We start from the raw sequence: 16,973 nt of genomic DNA on the forward strand, positions 1-16,973 counted from the left end.
GTTAAATAACAGAAATTTGGAAGTTGATTAATTTTTTAAATTTTAGTAACATAGTAAATGGTGAATAAAATAGTAAAAATTAGCAATTTACGGTTGCGACTTAAATTGAAGAGGGATTTAGGATGCTGATTCGTTATAAAAAATCTTTTGAAAAAATAGCTATGGGTTTGCTGTCGTTCATGCCTGAAGAAAGGGATATTAAAAAGCTGCAGCAGACGATGAAGTCATATGAAACAGCAGATGACTGGCAGCTGTATTTATGGAAAGATGAAGATATCGTTGGTGCGATAGGAGCTAAAATAACAGACGATGAAGTGGAAATTCAGCATATCTCTGTTAATCCTTCTTATCGACAAGAAGGGATCGGCAAGAAAATGATTAAAGCGATAAAGGATATTCATGTTAATAAACATATCGTACCTAATCCATCCACATCAACTTTCTTTCACAAGTGTGAAAAAGAAGAAGACCCGGCATAAATATAGCGGGTCTTCTTTTTGTTGCTGTTTAGGAAACTCTAAAATAATCGTATGGCAAGATACCTTTGCTAATAGAGTGGGTCTACGTCCAACTCCAGCGCCTGGCCCCTCGAGGTCAAATAACCTTTCCTCAATGAAGTCAAAAAGCGGACTTCTTTGAGGAAAGAACATTTTTGCCTAAGGCTGGTCAAGGCGCTTGCGCATTTGTTCTTAGTCAAGATGACTGCCTATTGTCGTGGGCATATGGCGTCGCGCAAGCAAGGATTGTTCACGGGCTGCTAGAACGTCAGAACGGTCTCTTAATGTATGTTTGTTATATAAATAATCAGGATTTTCTTCCACGAAGGAAGAGGCGCAGCTTTCCTGAAAATGGCGATATTGATTAATAACTTCTTTATTGACAAAAGGAATAGACATGTTAGTAAAAGGTTTCCCTGCTTCTATTTCTTGCAGGCGGCAGGTAAACTGGTTGATAAAAGATTTCGCATCGATTCCGAGTTCTCTTAATTCTTCTTCCCTTTTTTGGAGAATCACTAACGCCTTAACCGCTAATTTTTTAGCACCGGCAAAATTGCCGCGGCGATGATGATAGAAAGAAACGGCAGTTTGAATTAATCCGACCCACACGGAGTCTCGCGCTTGCTCTGTCTTTTCTTTCCAATATTCCTCCAAAACTTCGTGACATTCAAAGTAATCGTGATCTTCATGAAAATGGACCAAAAAACTCAAATACGGCAGCGGAAAAGAATACATGAAAGTCCTCCTAAAGTGGTGTGCTTACTATATATCATACCACGCGAACGACATTTCAATCAAATTGAAAAAATGGCTGGACACAAACTAGTATTCCTCTATACTAAAAAAAGGAGATTGATTGTCCGAACTGAAAAGAATTGGTGATGAACGATGCAGTATAATGTAAAAACAGAGGTGTTTGAAGGGCCGCTCGATTTATTGCTTCATTTAATTCAGCGGTTGGAGATAGATATATACGACATTCCAATGGCGGAAATTACAGAGCAATATTTACTGTTTATCCACGCAATGAAAGAGTTGGAGCTTGATCTTGCCAGCGAATATTTAGTGATGGCTGCCACGCTGCTCGCTATTAAAAGCAAAACCCTTCTCCCAGTCCATGAAGAAGAGGAAGCAGAAGGGATATGGGAAGAAGAAGATCCACGCGAAGAGCTGGTTGAGCAGTTGATTGAATATAAAAAGTTTAAAGAAGCAGCTAAGCACCTTCAAGATAAAGAACACGAACGCGGCCAATATTTTACGAAAGCGCCAAGCGATTTAACGGCTTTTGACGACAAAGAAACAGCAGCCGCTGATTTAAACGTGACAGTATATGATATGCTCGGAGCTTTTCATAAGCTTCTCCGGCGCAAAAAATTGAAGCGACCTTATACGGCTGCTTTGTCCAGGCAGGAAATCCCGATCGAAAAAAGGATGGATGAGATTTTATCACAGCTGAAGCGAAGCCGAAAGCTGTTCAGATTTGAGGATTTGTTTGCTGCGGGAGATAAAGAACTTTTAGTCGTCAGCTTTTTAGCTGTACTTGAATTAATGAAGCAAAACGAAATCGCGGTAGAACAGCAGGAGAATTTCTCAGAACTGTTCGTCCGGGCGAAAGGAGGGACAGACGATGATAATCGTTAACTGGCTCAGCATAACAGAAAGCCTGCTTTTTGCGGCAGGAGACGAAGGACTGACATTAAAGCAACTGGCGCAAGTGCTCGAGATAGAAGAATTTGAAGCCGAGAGTATTACAGAAGAGTTGAAAGAGAGATATGAAAAAGAAGAAGAGCGCGGTATCGTCTTAATAGAACTGGCGGGGACTTATCAGCTGGCTACGAAAAAAGATCATGCTCCTTATTTGAAAAAATTAGTAGAAAGCAGCCAGCCGCAGACTTTGTCCCAGGCTGCGCTTGAAACGCTGGCGATTATTGCCTATAAACAGCCAATTACAAGAGCAGAAATAGAAGAGATTCGCGGAGTAAAAACGGAAAGCGCCCTTCATACTCTTTCCGCGAAAGGATTGATTAAGGAAACGGGGCGGAGTGATGGACCGGGAAGGCCGATTTTATATGGCACAACAAAAGAATTTCTCGATTGTTTTGGCTTAAAGGACCTGGCGGAGCTGCCGCCGCTTTCAGAAGGGATGGCTCCTTCTGATTCGGAAGAGGCAGACTTGTTTTTTGAACAATTTGAACATGTTTTTAAGAATGAATCGTAAAAGCGGCTGCTGCCGCTTTTTTTATTTTCTCTCTCTTCAATTTTATTCTAAATGAGCGTGCTTTGCATATATTTGTACAAATGAGCAAGGGAGAGAAGAATGGATGAAAAAAAAGCTGCCAGTTGCCATCTTGGCTTTCCTGCTGTTTTTGACACCCGGTATCCCCGAGGCAGAAGCCGGACCGAGTGCAGCAAGTGCTGTATTAATGGAACAGCAAAGCGGACGGGTGCTTTATGCGAAAGACCCGCATGCTGTCATGCGTATCGCCAGCATCACGAAAATCATGACAGCCATCGTAGCCATTGAATCGGACAAGCTGAATGAAAAAGTGAAAGTGAGCGAAAGAGCCATTCAGACAGAAGGGTCTTCTATTTACTTGAAAAAAGGAGAAAAAATCCTTCTCGAAGATTTAATTTACGGATTGATGCTCCGTTCAGGAAATGATGCCGCAGTGGCTATTGCTGAACATGTCGGGGGGAGCAAAGAGGGCTTCGTTTATTTAATGAATGAAAAAGCGAAAGAAATCGGCATGAAAAATACCTTTTTTGCTAATCCACACGGGTTAGATGATAGTGAACGGCATCGTTCCACTGCCTACGATATGGCGCTGTTGACGAGATATGCCATGAAAAATGCTAAGTATCGAGAAATTTCAGGTACAGAAGTGTACAAATCACCCGACCCCGGCGGAGAGTGGGACAGGGTATGGCATAATAAAAACCGTTTGCTGACTGAGAAATATAAATATTGCACCGGCGGCAAAACCGGCTACACGAAAAAAGCTCATCGGACACTCGTCACGACAGCAACGAAAGGTGATCTTGATTTAATTGTTGTTACACTCGATGCGCCGGATGACTGGAATGACCATATTTATTTATATGAACAAGGATTTGAAAAGTATGATCCGAAAATCATTCTGCAAAAAGGAGAAGTTCATGCTTCAAGTCATCCATTTTACCGGGAGAAAATTTATCTTAAACGAGATGTTGTCTACCCTTTAACGAAAAAGGAAGAAAAGCAAATTAAAATCCGTTTTCAACTGTTAAAGCCGAAAAAACAGTGGGAGGATGGAAGTGTGCCCGCTGTCGTGGGACGGGCGGAAGCATATTTGAAAAAAGAAAAACTATACTCGCTGCCTGTTTATTATAAAAGTGGTGATAAAGAGGGAGAAAAATCAGGCTGGGAAAAATGGAAGGACTGGTGGCCTTGGTCATGAACGGTGAGATAGTGGATGGTTAATCTTATTTGGGTAGGACTGACAATCATTGGCCTTATTTTTGCAGGAATAAACGGCAAAATGGATGAAGTAAACGAAGCTATTTTTAAATCAGCCGGAGAAGCGGTGACTATTTGCATCGGATTAGTCAGTGTGCTCGTATTCTGGCTCGGGTTAATGAAAATTGCCGAAGAAGCGGGGCTGCTGCGGCAACTTGCCCGTTTGTTCAAACCATTTGCCAAAAGACTTTTCCCTGACGTTCCTTCCGAGCACCCGGCCATGGGGTACATTCTTTCCAATATGACAGCTAACCTTTTTGGGCTCGGAAATGCCGCCACCCCGCTCGGTATTAAAGCAATGGAAGAATTAAAACGTCTGAATGGCGGGAAAACGGAAGTGAGCCGGTCGATGATTACATTTCTGGCAATCAATACGTCAAGCATTACCCTCATACCAACGACTGTTCTCGCTATCCGGTTTTCTTACCATTCGGCTTCACCTGCCGAAATTGTCGCGCCGACCATTTTGGCAACCGCGTGCTCGGCGATGGCTGCCATCGCGATTGACCGTTTTTTTTATTTGCGAAGAAAAAGGAATGGAGGGAAGTAAGTGGAATGGCTTTCTCTCATGTCCACGTGGCTGATTCCGGTAATGGTCGCTTTTATTTTGCTGTATGGCACATTTAAAAAAGTGCCCACTTACGAAAGTTTCGTAGAAGGAGGAAAAGAAGGCATTCACATTGCCGTTTCTATTATCCCATATTTAATTGGAATGATGGTCGCGATTGGCATTTTTCGGGCTTCGGGTGCGCTGGACAGTTTAGTAGAATGGGTGAGACCGGTTTTACTGTGGGTCGGCTTGCCGCCCGAAGTGTTCCCGCTTGCGCTCATCCGGCCGATTTCAGGAAATGCATCGCTCGGAATGGTCAGCGACTTAATAGCTGTTCATGGTCCAGACTCCTATATTGGCAGGCTTGCCTCTGTTATGCAAGGAAGCACAGATACAACCTTTTACGTTTTAACCGTTTATTTTGGAGCTGTCGGCATCAAGAAAATGGGTGATGCCCTAAAAGTAGGTTTATGGGCTGACGTGGCTGGTTTTATTGCCGCGCTTGCGATTGTCTCGTGGATATATTAATGAATACTCCCCCGATTGCCGTTTTTAGCGCCTGAAGCGGGAGAACTTGATAAAAAAGCTGCAATGGAAGACGTCTCTATGGCGATTTCTGTGCAGCTTTTTTGGTTCACTGGCTTTTTTAGAAGGTTGAATTGTCTGAAGAAATCACTATAAGATGACTGATTTTCAAGCAGGTGCCTCTTTCTTTTCTTATTTGAATGGATGTGTAATAATGCATAAGGACACATATTGAAAACTTTGAGGTGAAGAAAATGGAACGGCTACAAAAGGTAATTGCCCAGGCCGGTATGGCTTCCAGACGGAAAGCGGAGCAGTTGATTTCAGAGGGGAAAGTAAAGGTGAATGGGAAAGTAGTCACAGAGCTCGGAATGAAAGTAGCAGCTTCCGATAAAGTGGAAGTGGGCGGAATTCCAGTTGAGCGGGAAAGAAAAGTCTATTACTTGTTCTACAAGCCGCGCGGTGTCATTTCCGCCGTATCGGATGATAAAAACCGCAAAGTCGTCACTGACTATTTTCCTTTTGTGGAACAGCGGATTTTTCCAGTCGGCCGTCTTGACTATGATACATCGGGGTTATTAGTTTTAACGAATGACGGCGAATTTTCTAATTTACTTACCCATCCGCGCTATCAAATAGATAAGACGTATGTGGCGCGCCTTAATGGCATTCCGCAGCGTCATTTGCTTAAGAGGCTGGCAGACGGTATTCAGCTTGAAGACGGCAAAACCGCACCGGCGAAAGTGAAAGAACTGTCAGCGGATAAAAGAAAGCAGCGAGCGTTGATTGAGATCACCATTCACGAAGGCAGGAATCGTCAAGTGAGGCGCATGTTTGAAGCCATTGGTTTCGAAGTGCAAAAATTGAAAAGAGAAAGATATGCTTTTTTGAATTTGAATGGATTAAATGCCGGTGAATTCCGGGAATTGACAGCTCATGAAGTAAAGCAACTGCGTACTTTGGCTGAGACAGGTTCCCTGCGCTGAGCAGATTAAACTGTCACATATCCTTCAAATCCCCTTCAATCAGCCAAAAGGCAAAATGATATAATGGGGGTAGTTTTGAATCATATTTTGTCGAATGATAAAAAACGTCATCTTTGTAGAAGGTTAAGGAGAAAAACACATGTCTATACTTCATAAGGAGGGGGCAGAGGCTTGAACAAAAGAAAAAAAAGGTTGATCATGCGTTCCATTATTTTAGCCATATTAGCAGCGGCAGTTGGCTATACGTTTTACTCCAATTTGACGAAAGAAGCCCGCGGCAACTTGCAAAAAGGAGACGAAGCGCCTGATTTTGTTTTAACGGATCTATCGGGAGAGGCTCATCAGCTGTCTGATTATAAAGGAAAAGGGGTCTTTTTGAATTTCTGGGGCACATGGTGTGAGCCTTGCAAAAAGGAAATGCCTCATATGGAAAAGATGTCAAAAGAGTTTAAAGACCAAGGTGTGGAAGTGCTCGCAGTTAACGTCGGAGATTCTGAATTGCAAGCGAAAAAGTTCGCTAAACAATACGGATTGACGTTTCCTATCGCCATTGATTCATCAAAAGAAGTCCAAGACGCTTACGGAGTCAATCCACTGCCGGCGACTTTCATGATCAGCCCGGATGGAAAAGTTGAAGAAATTGTGATTGGCGGATTAGTGAAAGAAGAACAGGTTAGAGCTTTGTTTGAAAAAGTGAAACCTTAACTTAAGGGAGTTTTAGTATGGGGAAAGTAAAATGTGAATGTGGCCACGTGAATCCGCATGGCACAGTTCTCTGTGAATCCTGCGGACGGGCGCTGACAGAAGAAGCACAAAAAGAAAAGCTGCATGATATGCGTTATGAAGGCAGCGCCCGGCGGTCACAAACGTATAACAAATCCATTGTAGATAAAGTTTGGAACTTTTTCTCTTCTGTAAAAGTCGGTATCTGGCTGATTGTGCTGACGCTTGTTGCTTCATCACTCGGTACCATTTTTCCGCAGAAGCTGTTTATTCCAAACAATGTTTCACCTGAAACGTATTATGAAGAAACGTACGGCACGGCAGGCAAAATTTATTATACGCTCGGATTTTATGACTTATATAATTCTATTTGGTTTATTGCCTTAATTGCAGCGATCGGCGTGTCATTAGTTATTTGCAGTCTGGACCGTGTAATTCCGCTGTATCGGGCATTGAAGAATCAGCGTGTCGCCCGGCACGGCACATTTATGAAAAAGCAGCGTTTGTTCGCTTCGAAGCAAGGAGCCATCCAGCCGGAAGAGCTTGATAAAATAAAAGAAGGCTTGAAAAGCAAACGGTACCGCATTAGGGAAGAAGATGGCAGCCTGCTCGCTGAAAAGGGACGTTTTTCCCGCTGGGGTCCTTATGTGAATCATATTGGGCTGATTATTTTCCTGATTGGCGCTATGCTCCGGTCTGTGCAAGGAATGTACATAGATGAGCTGTTGTGGATCCGCGAGGGAGAAACGCTCGAAATCCCGGGGACAAAGGGTGAGTATTACTTAAAAAATGAAAAGTTTACGATAGAAAACTATGATAAGGAAAAAGATCCGGAAGTGTTTAACGCAGCGCTTGAACGCACCGGCAGCATCGTGAAAAACTATCAGACGGATGCGGTTCTTTATAAAGATGAAAACCAGGATTTACCGGGGGCTAAACCGAAGCTCGTCAAAGTAAAAGAAGAAGAAATTAGAGTGAATGAACCGATGAAGTTTGATAACTTTGCTCTTTACCAGGATAGCTTCAGCAAAGATGAAATGAAAGCGATGGAACTTGCGCTGACGAATAAAGCAACGAAAGAAGAAGCCGGCAGAGTAAACATCGACCTCTTTAATCCTAAAGATACCTACGATCTCGGCAAAGGCTATAAAGTCGAAGTGCTTGGCTACTATCCTGATTATGACGGAGTGGGAGAAAACGGGGAACCGAAAACAAAATCACCTGTTCCGAATAACCCGGCTTTCCTGTTTAAAATGATTTCCCCGGAGCATCCGGATGGAGAAATCAGCTTTACTGCTATCCGGCAGACGCTCGAGCCTGTTGGGGAAACGGAATATAAAATGGAGTTTAGAGGCATTGAAACGCGCAACATTTCAGCTTTAACTGTCCGTAAAGATTTAACTTTATGGATACTTGGCATAGGCGGGGCGATCTTTATGATTGGTGTTGTTCAAGGAGCTTATTGGAACCATCGCCGCTTGTGGATTCGTCAAATAGACGGAGAGATCTATGTTGCTGCCCATACGAATAAAAACTGGCATGGGTTAAAGAGAGAAATTAATCCGCTGATAGAAAACACAGCCGTTCCAATTCCGGAAGATCAACAAGCTTAATTTAAAAGGAGGAAATCCCCTATGTCTGATTTAGTCCAATGGAGTGGTAATTTACTTTACGCTTCATTTATCATGTATTTAGTCGCCACGTTTCTGTTCGGCGGATCGATACGACAAAAAAAAGACGGTGAAAAACAAGATGTTAACCGCTGGGGAAAACTCGGCATCACCGTTACTGTTATTGGATTTATAGCGCAGCTCGGCTACTTTTTCACGCGCTGGGCAGCTGCCGGGCACGCGCCGGTTAGTAACTTATTTGAATTTATTACGTTCTTTTCCATGATGCTAGTCGGTGCATTTATCATTATCTACTTCATGTATCGTTTGGCTGTTCTTGGTGTATTCGCGCTGCCGGTTGCGCTGATTATTATTGCGTATGCAAGCATGTTTCCTCGCGATATTAGTCCGCTTATCCCGGCGCTGCAAAGTCAATGGCTCCACATTCACGTGACAACGGTTGCCGCAGGAGAAGGGATTCTTGCGATCAGCTTTATTGCCGGTCTCATTTATCTTGTCAAAACGCTTGACCACTCGAAACGGAGCAAGCAGACGATTTGGCTGGAAGTGATTATGTACAGCCTTGTCGCTGTGATTGGTTTCGTCGCGGTAACAATGGCGTTTACGATGTCCGGATATGAAGCAAAGTTTGATTACGTGAATAAAGAAGGACAAGCGGCACAAGAAACGTTTAACCTTCCTGCAATAGTCGGCCCAAATGAAGGCGAATTATTGACACCTGGCCAATTTGAGCCGTTAGTGGAAATGCCTGCTTTCATCAACTCGAAAAAGCTGAACACAGTTATCTGGTCATTGGGGGCAGGCGCTTTATTGTACGGCTTAATCCGCCTGCTTGCAAGAAAGCGGGTGGGCGCCCTCGTGCAGCCGCTCGTGAAAAACGTCAATACCGATTTAATGGATGAAGTCAGCTACCGGTCCGTATTGATTGGTTTTCCAGTCTTTACGCTCGGCGGCTTGATCTTTGCCATGATCTGGGCACAAATTGCTTGGACGAGATTTTGGGGATGGGACCCGAAAGAAGTATGGGCGCTCATTACGTGGCTGTTCTACGCTGCCTTTTTACATTTGCGTTTATCCAAAGGCTGGCACGGAGAAAAATCGGCTTGGCTTGCTGTTATCGGGTTTGTCATCATTATGTTTAACTTGATCGCAGTTAACCTCGTCATTGCCGGCCTCCACTCGTATGCATGACCGTCTCCGCCTTGCGCGGAGGCTTTTTTTATACAGACGCGAATAAATTGAAAATCGTCTTTGATTAGTTGATAATAATGATAAGGAGTTTTGATTGTTTAAGTAGGAGGGAAATCTAGTTGGATAACGAAATGAAAATTTTAGTAGTAGATGATGAAGAAAGAATCCGTCGTTTGCTGCGGATGTATTTAGAAAGAGAAAACTATGAAGTAGATGAAGCGGAAGATGGAGAGGCGGCTCTTGAACTCGCATTAAATGAAGAATATGATTGTATTTTGCTTGATATTATGATGCCAGGCAAAGATGGCATTGAAGTGTGTAAAGAGCTGCGTGAGAAGAAATCGACACCTGTGATCATGTTGACAGCTAAAGGAGAAGAAGCTAACCGGGTGCAGGGCTTTGAAGTGGGAACAGATGACTACATCGTGAAACCATTCAGCCCACGCGAAGTTGTGCTGCGTGTGAAAGCGCTGTTAAGAAGATCGTCCCCAACTTCTTATTTGCAGACGGATACAACATCAAAAGATTTAATTGTTTATCCACACTTGATGATCGATAATGATGCACACCGTGTGACCGCTGACGGGGAAGAAGTGAATTTAACTCCAAAGGAATATGAATTGCTATACTTCCTCGCGAAATCGCCGGATAAAGTATTTGATCGTGAGCATTTATTGAAAGAAGTATGGCATTATGAGTTTTTTGGAGATTTAAGAACGGTGGACACGCACGTCAAGCGCTTGCGTGAAAAATTAAATAAAGTATCTGAAAAAGCATCAAAAATGATTGTTACGGTTTGGGGGGTCGGCTATAAATTCGAGGTAGTGAACGAATGAAGCTTTGGAGAAGTGTAGTAGGAAAACTATGGATGACTATCCTGCTGCTCGTTTCCTTCGTTCTCTTTTTTCTGACCATTCTGCTGTTGGAATTCTTTGAGAACTATCATGCAAGCGAAGTGGAAAAAGACTTATCGGATACAGCCGTGAAAATCTCCAAGGTCATTGCGGATCACGCTGATAAAAAGACAGGAATGGAAGTTGCCTGGGAGCTTGTAGATGAACCAGTTCACGTCATTATTGCGGAAGATAAAGAAACATTTTATTACTCGCCAAACGATCCGGCGCCGAACAGACTGGAGCGCAGCAAAGTCACTAACGATCCGGCGCTTTCGCGTGTATTTACTGACAGAATGAAAGTAAAAACAGAGCTTGCAGTTGATGAAAACAGCCAGGCGAGCCGTCATGAGAATTCCATTGCCATTGCTGTTCCGCTGAAAATGAAAAACGGCAAAGATGGAGCGGTTATTATTTACCAGTCACTCGAAGTAATAAAAGAAACGTCCCATCAGACGACAAAGCTGATCTTGCTTGCTGCTGGTATCGCTATTTTTTTAACGACGATCTTTGCTTTCTTCCTGTCTACGAGAATCACGGCTCCTTTGCGCAAAATGAGAGAAGCAGCAACAGAGCTGACAAAAGGAAACTTCGATACGAAAGTACCAATTTTAACGACGGATGAAATTGGCGCGCTCGCCACTTCGTTTAATCAGATGGCCAAGCAGCTGAATCATAACATTCACGCGCTGAACCAAGAGAAAGAACAGCTGGCGAGTATTTTAAGCAGCATGGCTGATGGTGTAATTACCTTTAATCGGGATGGCGCCATTTTAATTACAAATCCGCCGGCTGAGCGTTTTTTACAAAACTGGTATTATGAAATTGAAAAAGAGCATTCGAAAGAAATGATGCCTTCGCTCGTTGAAGATCTCTTAAAACAGGCAGTCGAAACAGAAACCGAAAAAATTGGCGAATTTTCTTTCCAGGGACGCTTTTACGTGATCATCGTCAGTCCGCTCTACAATGCAAAAACAGTGCGCGGGGCGGTAGCAGTTGTCCGTGATATGACAGAAGAGCGGCGGCTTGATAAGCTGAGAAAAGATTTTGTGGCAAACGTTTCGCACGAGTTGCGCACTCCTATATCGATGTTGCAAGGCTACAGTGAAGCGATCATTGATGACATTGCCGCCACAGAAGAAGAAAAACGCGAAATGGCTAGAATTATTTATGATGAATCGCTGCGAATCGGCCGGCTTGTCAATGAACTGCTCGACTTGGCCCGGATGGAAGCGGGGCACATTTCTTTGAATTTGGAGGAAGTCAATGTTCCTGCTTTTATCCAGCGGGTGACCGATAAATTTCAAGGAATTGCGAAAGAAAAACAAATTGAGTTAACCTGGCACATACCGCACGAGAAGGTGCTGACGAAATTGGATCCGGACCGTATTGAACAAGTGCTGACCAATTTAATTGACAATGCCCTGCGCCACACACCGGAACATGGCATGGTGAAAGTAAGCTACGAGCTGAAAGCGGATGGTCATCACGTGTCGGTTCAAGATTCCGGGGCAGGAATTAGTGAAGAGGATTTGCCATTTGTGTTCGAACGCTTTTATAAAGGCGACAAGGCCCGGACAAGAGGCCGTTCCGGAACAGGACTTGGGCTTTCTATTGCTAAGAACATCATTTCGGCTCATAATGGCAACATAAAAGTTCAAAGTAAATTAGGACAAGGCACCACTTTTTCATTTCATTTGCCTGAAAAATAATGCAACAAACTTAACTAAACATATTCGGTCTCATAAGTGCCCGGTTTTTCCATCCTTGCGTTTATGCACAATGCAGTGATAGGGAGGCCGGGTGTTCTATCTGAGGGCAGCTTATTTATAATATTGGCTGTTTTCTAAAAGATTGTTGTTTTTGTAGTATATTCTTATGACAAAAAGTGTAGCAAAAGGGTTGATTGGAGCGGAAGGTGCGAGACTCCTGCGGGATTAGCGGGACAGGTGAGACCCCGCAGGAGCAAAGCGACGAGGAGGCTCACCGCCCGCCCCGCGGAAAGCGAGCATCCTGGAGCGGAAATCAACCACCCCCTTTTCTAATAGCAACAAAGTTTACGAAAACAGCCATAATATTTATAAAAAAATAGTCATACTGGAAACGCTTCCTGTCATACAACTAGAAGGGCAGTAAAAAAAGCAAGTTGGGGGCGGTTCAACATGAAAGACTACTTGAAACGATTTATGATCGCTTTGCTCATGGCATTATGCGTAAGTTTGCTGATGATCGGCGGGGGGCTTGCTCAATCGAAAAATGAAAAAAAGCAGCCGCGGATAAATAGCGGCCAGCTTGAAAGAGAGGCAGAAAAATTTACATACGGCTGATTTTTTATAGAAAAGCGAAGCCGACTGTCATATGACCTCGAGCCCTTTGCGCATTTGTTCAAGGGATTTGAATGAATAGTCAGTCAATTTTGAAAAGTAAGGGTCAGTACCCTTGCTTTTTTTCGCTTTAATTGCTATCATTTAAATAATTCTACTTGCTATTCACGTTTTTTGGAAAAATTGAATTCAATAGAATAAAAAAATCGTATATTCATCTTCGGGGCAGGGTGAAATTCCCGACCGGCGGTATGGAAGCACGAGCTTCCGAGCCCGCGAGCCGCAAGGCTGATTTGGTGAGATGCCAAAGCCGACAGTATAGTCTGGATGGGAGAAGGTGAAGGTCTGCCAGCGTCCAACACGTGCAGAGTTGGACGTTTATTTGAGTATGACTTTTCTCCCTCAAGCTTTTTGCTTGAGGGTTTGTTGTTTCTCGGAAGTCTTGGCAGCCTTTCTTCTTATGAAAGATGAATGAGAAGAAGGAGAGAACTATTGTGAGAAAAATGAATATTCGTGTGTTAACGTCTGTGGGGTTATTAAGCACATTGTCTTATTTACTTATGCTGCTGAACTTTCCAATTCCGCCATTTCCAAGCTTTTTAATGATTGACTTTAGCGAGATTCCTGCACTGATCGCTGCTATCGTCTTCGGTCCGATTGCGGGCATCATGGTGGAACTAATCAAGAACGTTCTGGACTTTTTTATGACTGGAAGCCCGACTGGAGTTCCTGTCGGCCACTTAGCCAATTTTATTGCAGGAGTGACTTTTATTCTCCCGGTCTATTACTTGTATAAAAAATTTGAATCTAAAAGAGGCTTGACTGTTGCTTTAGTGTTAGGAACAGTAGCTATGGCGGTCATTATGAGTGTGTTAAATTACTATGTTATTTTACCGGCATACACACTTTTCTTACATGCACCAGCTATGAGTGCTCCTGAAGCGAAGCAAATGGTTGTTACAGCCATTCTGCCTTTTAACATCGTAAAAGGGATACTAATGACAGCTGTATTTATGCTGATTTATTCCCGTATTCATGTGTGGATGCGCAAACAAACAGCCGCACATAGTGCTTAATTAAATTTTTAAACAACTGATGAGGACCAGCAGAAAAAACCGAAAAGACAGGCTTGTCTTTTCGGTTTTTTCGCATTAGTTAGATGGATTTTATTCGTATTTTAAAGGGTCGCCTTCAAATGGCTCGTCTGCTACTTTAATAGAGTCAGTCGGGCATCCTTCAAATGCATCTTGCATGTCTTCTTCCAATATATCGGGAACCGCTGTGTTTCCTGCGTTATCATCTAAAATAACGAACGCAATTCCTTCGTCATCATAATCATAAATATCTGGTGCCGCTGCTCCGCATGCACCACAGGCAATGCACGTATCTTGATCAACAATCGTATATTTTGGCATTTCGCAACCTCCTAAGTGTATATCCAAGCCTTTGTGAATCTCGTCAATCCACAATAGTTTGAAAACTTCTACATTCCATTGTATATCCGATTAGTTTCCTTTTCAATAAGAAATTCCCGTATAAAAAATGATAGGGCTTTCATTTGCAATTCATCCATAAACGAGGAATTTTGACAAATTTCATGGTAAAATAAATGAAAGCGCCAAAAGGAGGCAAACTATGCCTTTTTTGCAGGTAATCATATTAATAATGATCAATCAAATAAATGGACAAAGAACCGCCTCATCTGTCTTTCATTTATTAAAAGGCAAAAAATCTTCGCAAACGATACAAGACGCCAGGCTGTATCATTTGGAAAAATGGTTTCAAACAGTTCCTTTTTTAGAAAGGAAATCATTCGATCAACTGATCGTTGAGCTGGCCGAACAACGATTGATTCGCGTAGATGAGAAACTCCATGTTCAAGTGACCGCCTTTGGAAAAGAAAAACTGGAAGGTCTATCCGGCGTTCTTCCCCCGCTTGAATTTTTACATGGATGGAAATTACAAGACTGTGCGAGTGCTTTTTGGAAAAGACTTTCACTTGCTGTACAAGTAGCCTCGCACTTGGCTTACCGGGATTCAGCTTATCTTCCAGTGACGAGAGATGAACAAATTCAACGATGGCTGAAGTTATTTTTGGCACGCACCCGCTTACCTAAAGATGAACTAGCCGCACGTCTTCACCAAGAGCTTGTTGTTCTTTTGAAAAGCCAGCCGGTTGAGGATCCGCTTATTTTAGTTCTTCGGCTTACTGGAAAAAAAAGAACCGGTAAAACAACGGTCCAGGCCAGTGCACTGCTTGGCGTGGAAAGTACGGAATATTGGTTTCGCTTTTTACATTTGCTTCACTTTACTATCCAGCACAGTATTCAGCATGCCGCAGACTTCCCGCTGTTATTCGCGATGGCAGAAGATATATATGAGCCGGTTGTTTTGACTCAATCAACGAGAAAGACAGGCGGCATGCTAAAAAAAGGCTTCACGCTTGAAGAGATTGTGGCAAATAGACGATTAAAACGAAGCACAGTCGAAGACCACATCGTAGAATTAACTTTTCACTCCCCGGACTTCTCCATACGTCCCTTTGTCAGCGAGGAGACGGAGGAAAGAGTGCTGCAGGCAGCCGCAGTGCTTTCCAACAAAAAAATCAAACCGATTAAAGACCAGCTGCCTGACGTTTCTTATTTTCAAATCAGGCTCGTATTAGCCAAATACAGCAAGTGAAGGAAGATGAATGTGGATCAAGTTTTATTAGAACGGTTCGGCTATTCTGCTTTCAGAACCGGTCAAAGAGAAACGATTGAATCATTGCTTTCAGGCCGGCATACGCTGGCTATGCTTCCAACCGGAACAGGAAAATCACTTTGCTATCAGCTCCCAGCTTATTTGCTGCCGGGAAGTGTACTCGTTGTCTCTCCTCTCTTATCGCTTATGCAGGACCAGACAGAGCAGTTGAAAATGCGCGGTGAAAAAAGTACAGCTGCTTTAAATTCATTTTTATCTTTCCAGGACAAGCAACGAGTCATTCGCCGCTTGTCCGATTACCGCTTTATCTTTTTGTCGCCTGAAATGCTAATGAGCGAGCCTGTGCTTCAAGCCTTGAAGAACGTGCGTATTTCTCTTTTTGTCGTGGATGAAGCTCATTGCATTTCTCAGTGGGGACATGATTTTCGACCTGACTACCGACTTTTGGGGGGTGTAAGAAAACAGCTGGGCAGCCCGCTGACGCTTGCCTTAACGGCGACTGCTACGGCTGAAGTAAGGCACGACATTATCCGCTATTTGCAAATTGAGAGAGTGCAGGAATGGATTTTTTCCGTTGACCGCCCGAATATTGCGATGGCAGTAGAACATATTACAGTCCGAAACGATAAGCAAAAAAGGCTATTGGAATTAGTGAGACAGCTCAAGAAACCGGGAATCGTGTATTTTGCGAGCAAGCGCGGAGCCGAGGAAGGAGCGGAATGGCTGCGGCAAAATGGGATAGGAAAAACAGCTTTTTACCATGGCGGGATGGAGCAGGAGGACCGTATTTTAATTCAACAGCAATTTTTAAATGACGAGCTCGATGTCATTTGTGCCACAAGTGCTTTTGGTATGGGAGTCAATAAAGAAAACATCCAATTTGTCATCCATTACCAGCTCCCTTCTCAGCTTGAGTCTTATTTGCAGGAAGTTGGCCGAGCCGGAAGAGACGGCAGAAAGGCTGTGGCCGTACTGCTATACACACCCGGAGATGAAGAGTTTCATTCGATGGTGGCTGAGGGGGAATTTCCTTCAGACGAGCAAATAAAAAGTTATTTTTCGCGGGATCGAAGTCTAGCTGCGGCAGATTGGGCAGATGCTGTGCAGCTGACGGACGTTCAGTTTCGTTTCCTTCTTCATTATGCGGATGAAGCGGTGCGGACAGGCGAGGGAACACCTGCCGAATATGTACGAAACAAACGGCGGGAAAGGCTGGAACAAAAACAAAAAAAACGCTTGTATATGCTCCGGTGGATATGGTCCAAACAATGCCGGCGGGGAGAAGTTCTTCGCTATTTTGAGGAGCAGATAGGAAAAACGCCTGATAATTGTTGTGATATATGCGGTTTAAACATGCAGCAGTACGATAAACAATACTCGCTGGAAAAAGATGATACGCTGGAATGGGAAGCTATTTTAAATTCTCTGCTGCGGGTTGAAGGATGAGGAAGCAG

18 protein-coding genes and 1 riboswitch are annotated in these 16,973 nt (G+C 43.4%); of the genes, 16 read left to right on the forward strand and 2 right to left on the reverse strand.

Going from position 1 to position 16,973, the window contains the following annotated elements; all coding sequences use genetic code 11:
• Positions 1-122: 122 nt before the first annotated feature.
• Entirely contained in the window at positions 123-479 is a 357-nt protein-coding gene (locus F9802_RS01595; protein WP_152149393.1) for a GNAT family N-acetyltransferase, read from the forward strand.
• A gap of 210 nt (positions 480-689) precedes the next feature.
• Here the strand turns inward: F9802_RS01595 and F9802_RS01600 are convergent, their stop codons facing one another.
• Complete coding sequence (locus F9802_RS01600) at positions 690-1,232, reverse strand: DUF309 domain-containing protein (protein WP_152149394.1); 543 nt, start codon at positions 1,230-1,232, stop codon at positions 690-692.
• Between the two features lie 153 nt (positions 1,233-1,385).
• On the opposite strand from F9802_RS01600, the gene F9802_RS01605 reads away from it, so the two are divergent.
• The 13 genes from F9802_RS01605 (at position 1,386) to F9802_RS01665 (ending at position 13,892) form a co-directional block, all read left to right on the forward strand.
• The gene (locus tag F9802_RS01605) at positions 1,386-2,138 is read left to right on the forward strand and encodes a segregation/condensation protein A (protein WP_152149395.1); all 753 of its coding nucleotides are present in this window, start codon (positions 1,386-1,388) and stop codon (positions 2,136-2,138) included.
• Positions 2,125-2,715, forward strand: coding sequence for an SMC-Scp complex subunit ScpB (scpB, locus tag F9802_RS01610; protein ID WP_152149396.1), 591 nt, complete (start codon positions 2,125-2,127; stop codon positions 2,713-2,715). The genes F9802_RS01605 and scpB overlap by 14 nt, the downstream gene beginning before the upstream one ends.
• Before the next feature lie 103 nt (positions 2,716-2,818).
• Complete coding sequence (locus tag F9802_RS01615) at positions 2,819-3,934, forward strand: D-alanyl-D-alanine carboxypeptidase family protein (protein WP_152149397.1); 1,116 nt, start codon at positions 2,819-2,821, stop codon at positions 3,932-3,934.
• 15 nt (positions 3,935-3,949) lie between these two features.
• The gene (locus tag F9802_RS01620; RefSeq protein WP_152149398.1) at positions 3,950-4,543 is read left to right on the forward strand and encodes a nucleoside recognition domain-containing protein; all 594 of its coding nucleotides are present in this window, start codon (positions 3,950-3,952) and stop codon (positions 4,541-4,543) included.
• A complete protein-coding gene (locus tag F9802_RS01625) occupies positions 4,544-5,071 on the forward strand; it encodes a spore maturation protein (protein WP_152149399.1) in 528 nt (175 codons plus the stop codon).
• 251 nt (positions 5,072-5,322) lie between these two features.
• Complete coding sequence (locus F9802_RS01630; protein WP_152149400.1) at positions 5,323-6,054, forward strand: pseudouridine synthase; 732 nt, start codon at positions 5,323-5,325, stop codon at positions 6,052-6,054.
• Between the two features lie 171 nt (positions 6,055-6,225).
• On the forward strand, positions 6,226-6,759 hold the full coding sequence (gene resA, locus F9802_RS01635) for a thiol-disulfide oxidoreductase ResA (protein ID WP_152149401.1): 534 nt from the start codon (positions 6,226-6,228) through the stop codon (positions 6,757-6,759).
• A 17-nt stretch (positions 6,760-6,776) separates the two neighbouring features.
• Positions 6,777-8,390, forward strand: coding sequence for a cytochrome c biogenesis protein ResB (resB, locus tag F9802_RS01640; protein ID WP_152149402.1), 1,614 nt, complete (start codon positions 6,777-6,779; stop codon positions 8,388-8,390).
• A 21-nt stretch (positions 8,391-8,411) separates the two neighbouring features.
• Positions 8,412-9,599, forward strand: a complete 1,188-nt coding sequence (gene ccsB / locus F9802_RS01645; RefSeq protein WP_152149403.1) for a c-type cytochrome biogenesis protein CcsB — start codon at positions 8,412-8,414, stop codon at positions 9,597-9,599.
• A 131-nt stretch (positions 9,600-9,730) separates the two neighbouring features.
• A complete protein-coding gene (locus F9802_RS01650; protein WP_404799136.1) occupies positions 9,731-10,435 on the forward strand; it encodes a response regulator transcription factor in 705 nt (234 codons plus the stop codon).
• The gene (locus tag F9802_RS01655; protein ID WP_152149405.1) at positions 10,432-12,204 is read left to right on the forward strand and encodes an ATP-binding protein; all 1,773 of its coding nucleotides are present in this window, start codon (positions 10,432-10,434) and stop codon (positions 12,202-12,204) included. The genes F9802_RS01650 and F9802_RS01655 overlap by 4 nt, the downstream gene beginning before the upstream one ends.
• Positions 12,205-12,654: 450 nt before the next feature.
• A complete protein-coding gene (locus F9802_RS19480; RefSeq protein ID WP_191991727.1) occupies positions 12,655-12,819 on the forward strand; it encodes a hypothetical protein in 165 nt (54 codons plus the stop codon).
• Between the two features lie 209 nt (positions 12,820-13,028).
• A riboswitch (FMN riboswitch) is annotated at positions 13,029-13,159 on the forward strand.
• Between the two features lie 151 nt (positions 13,160-13,310).
• Positions 13,311-13,892, forward strand: a complete 582-nt coding sequence (locus F9802_RS01665; RefSeq protein WP_152149407.1) for an ECF transporter S component — start codon at positions 13,311-13,313, stop codon at positions 13,890-13,892.
• Between the two features lie 90 nt (positions 13,893-13,982).
• Here the strand turns inward: F9802_RS01665 and F9802_RS01670 are convergent, their stop codons facing one another.
• Positions 13,983-14,231, reverse strand: a complete 249-nt coding sequence (locus F9802_RS01670; protein WP_152149408.1) for a ferredoxin — start codon at positions 14,229-14,231, stop codon at positions 13,983-13,985.
• A 220-nt stretch (positions 14,232-14,451) separates the two neighbouring features.
• Here F9802_RS01670 and F9802_RS01675 point away from each other — a divergent pair, with 220 nt between their 5' ends.
• Entirely contained in the window at positions 14,452-15,498 is a 1,047-nt protein-coding gene (locus tag F9802_RS01675; protein WP_152149409.1) for a helix-turn-helix domain-containing protein, read from the forward strand.
• 6 nt (positions 15,499-15,504) lie between these two features.
• Complete coding sequence (locus tag F9802_RS01680) at positions 15,505-16,965, forward strand: RecQ family ATP-dependent DNA helicase (RefSeq protein WP_152149410.1); 1,461 nt, start codon at positions 15,505-15,507, stop codon at positions 16,963-16,965.
• The last annotated feature ends 8 nt before the right edge of the window (positions 16,966-16,973 follow it).

Origin of the sequence: Bacillus aerolatus, from assembly GCF_009183655.1 — a bacterium.
Taxonomy (GTDB): Bacteria; Bacillota; Bacilli; order Bacillales; family Domibacillaceae; genus Pseudobacillus; species Pseudobacillus aerolatus.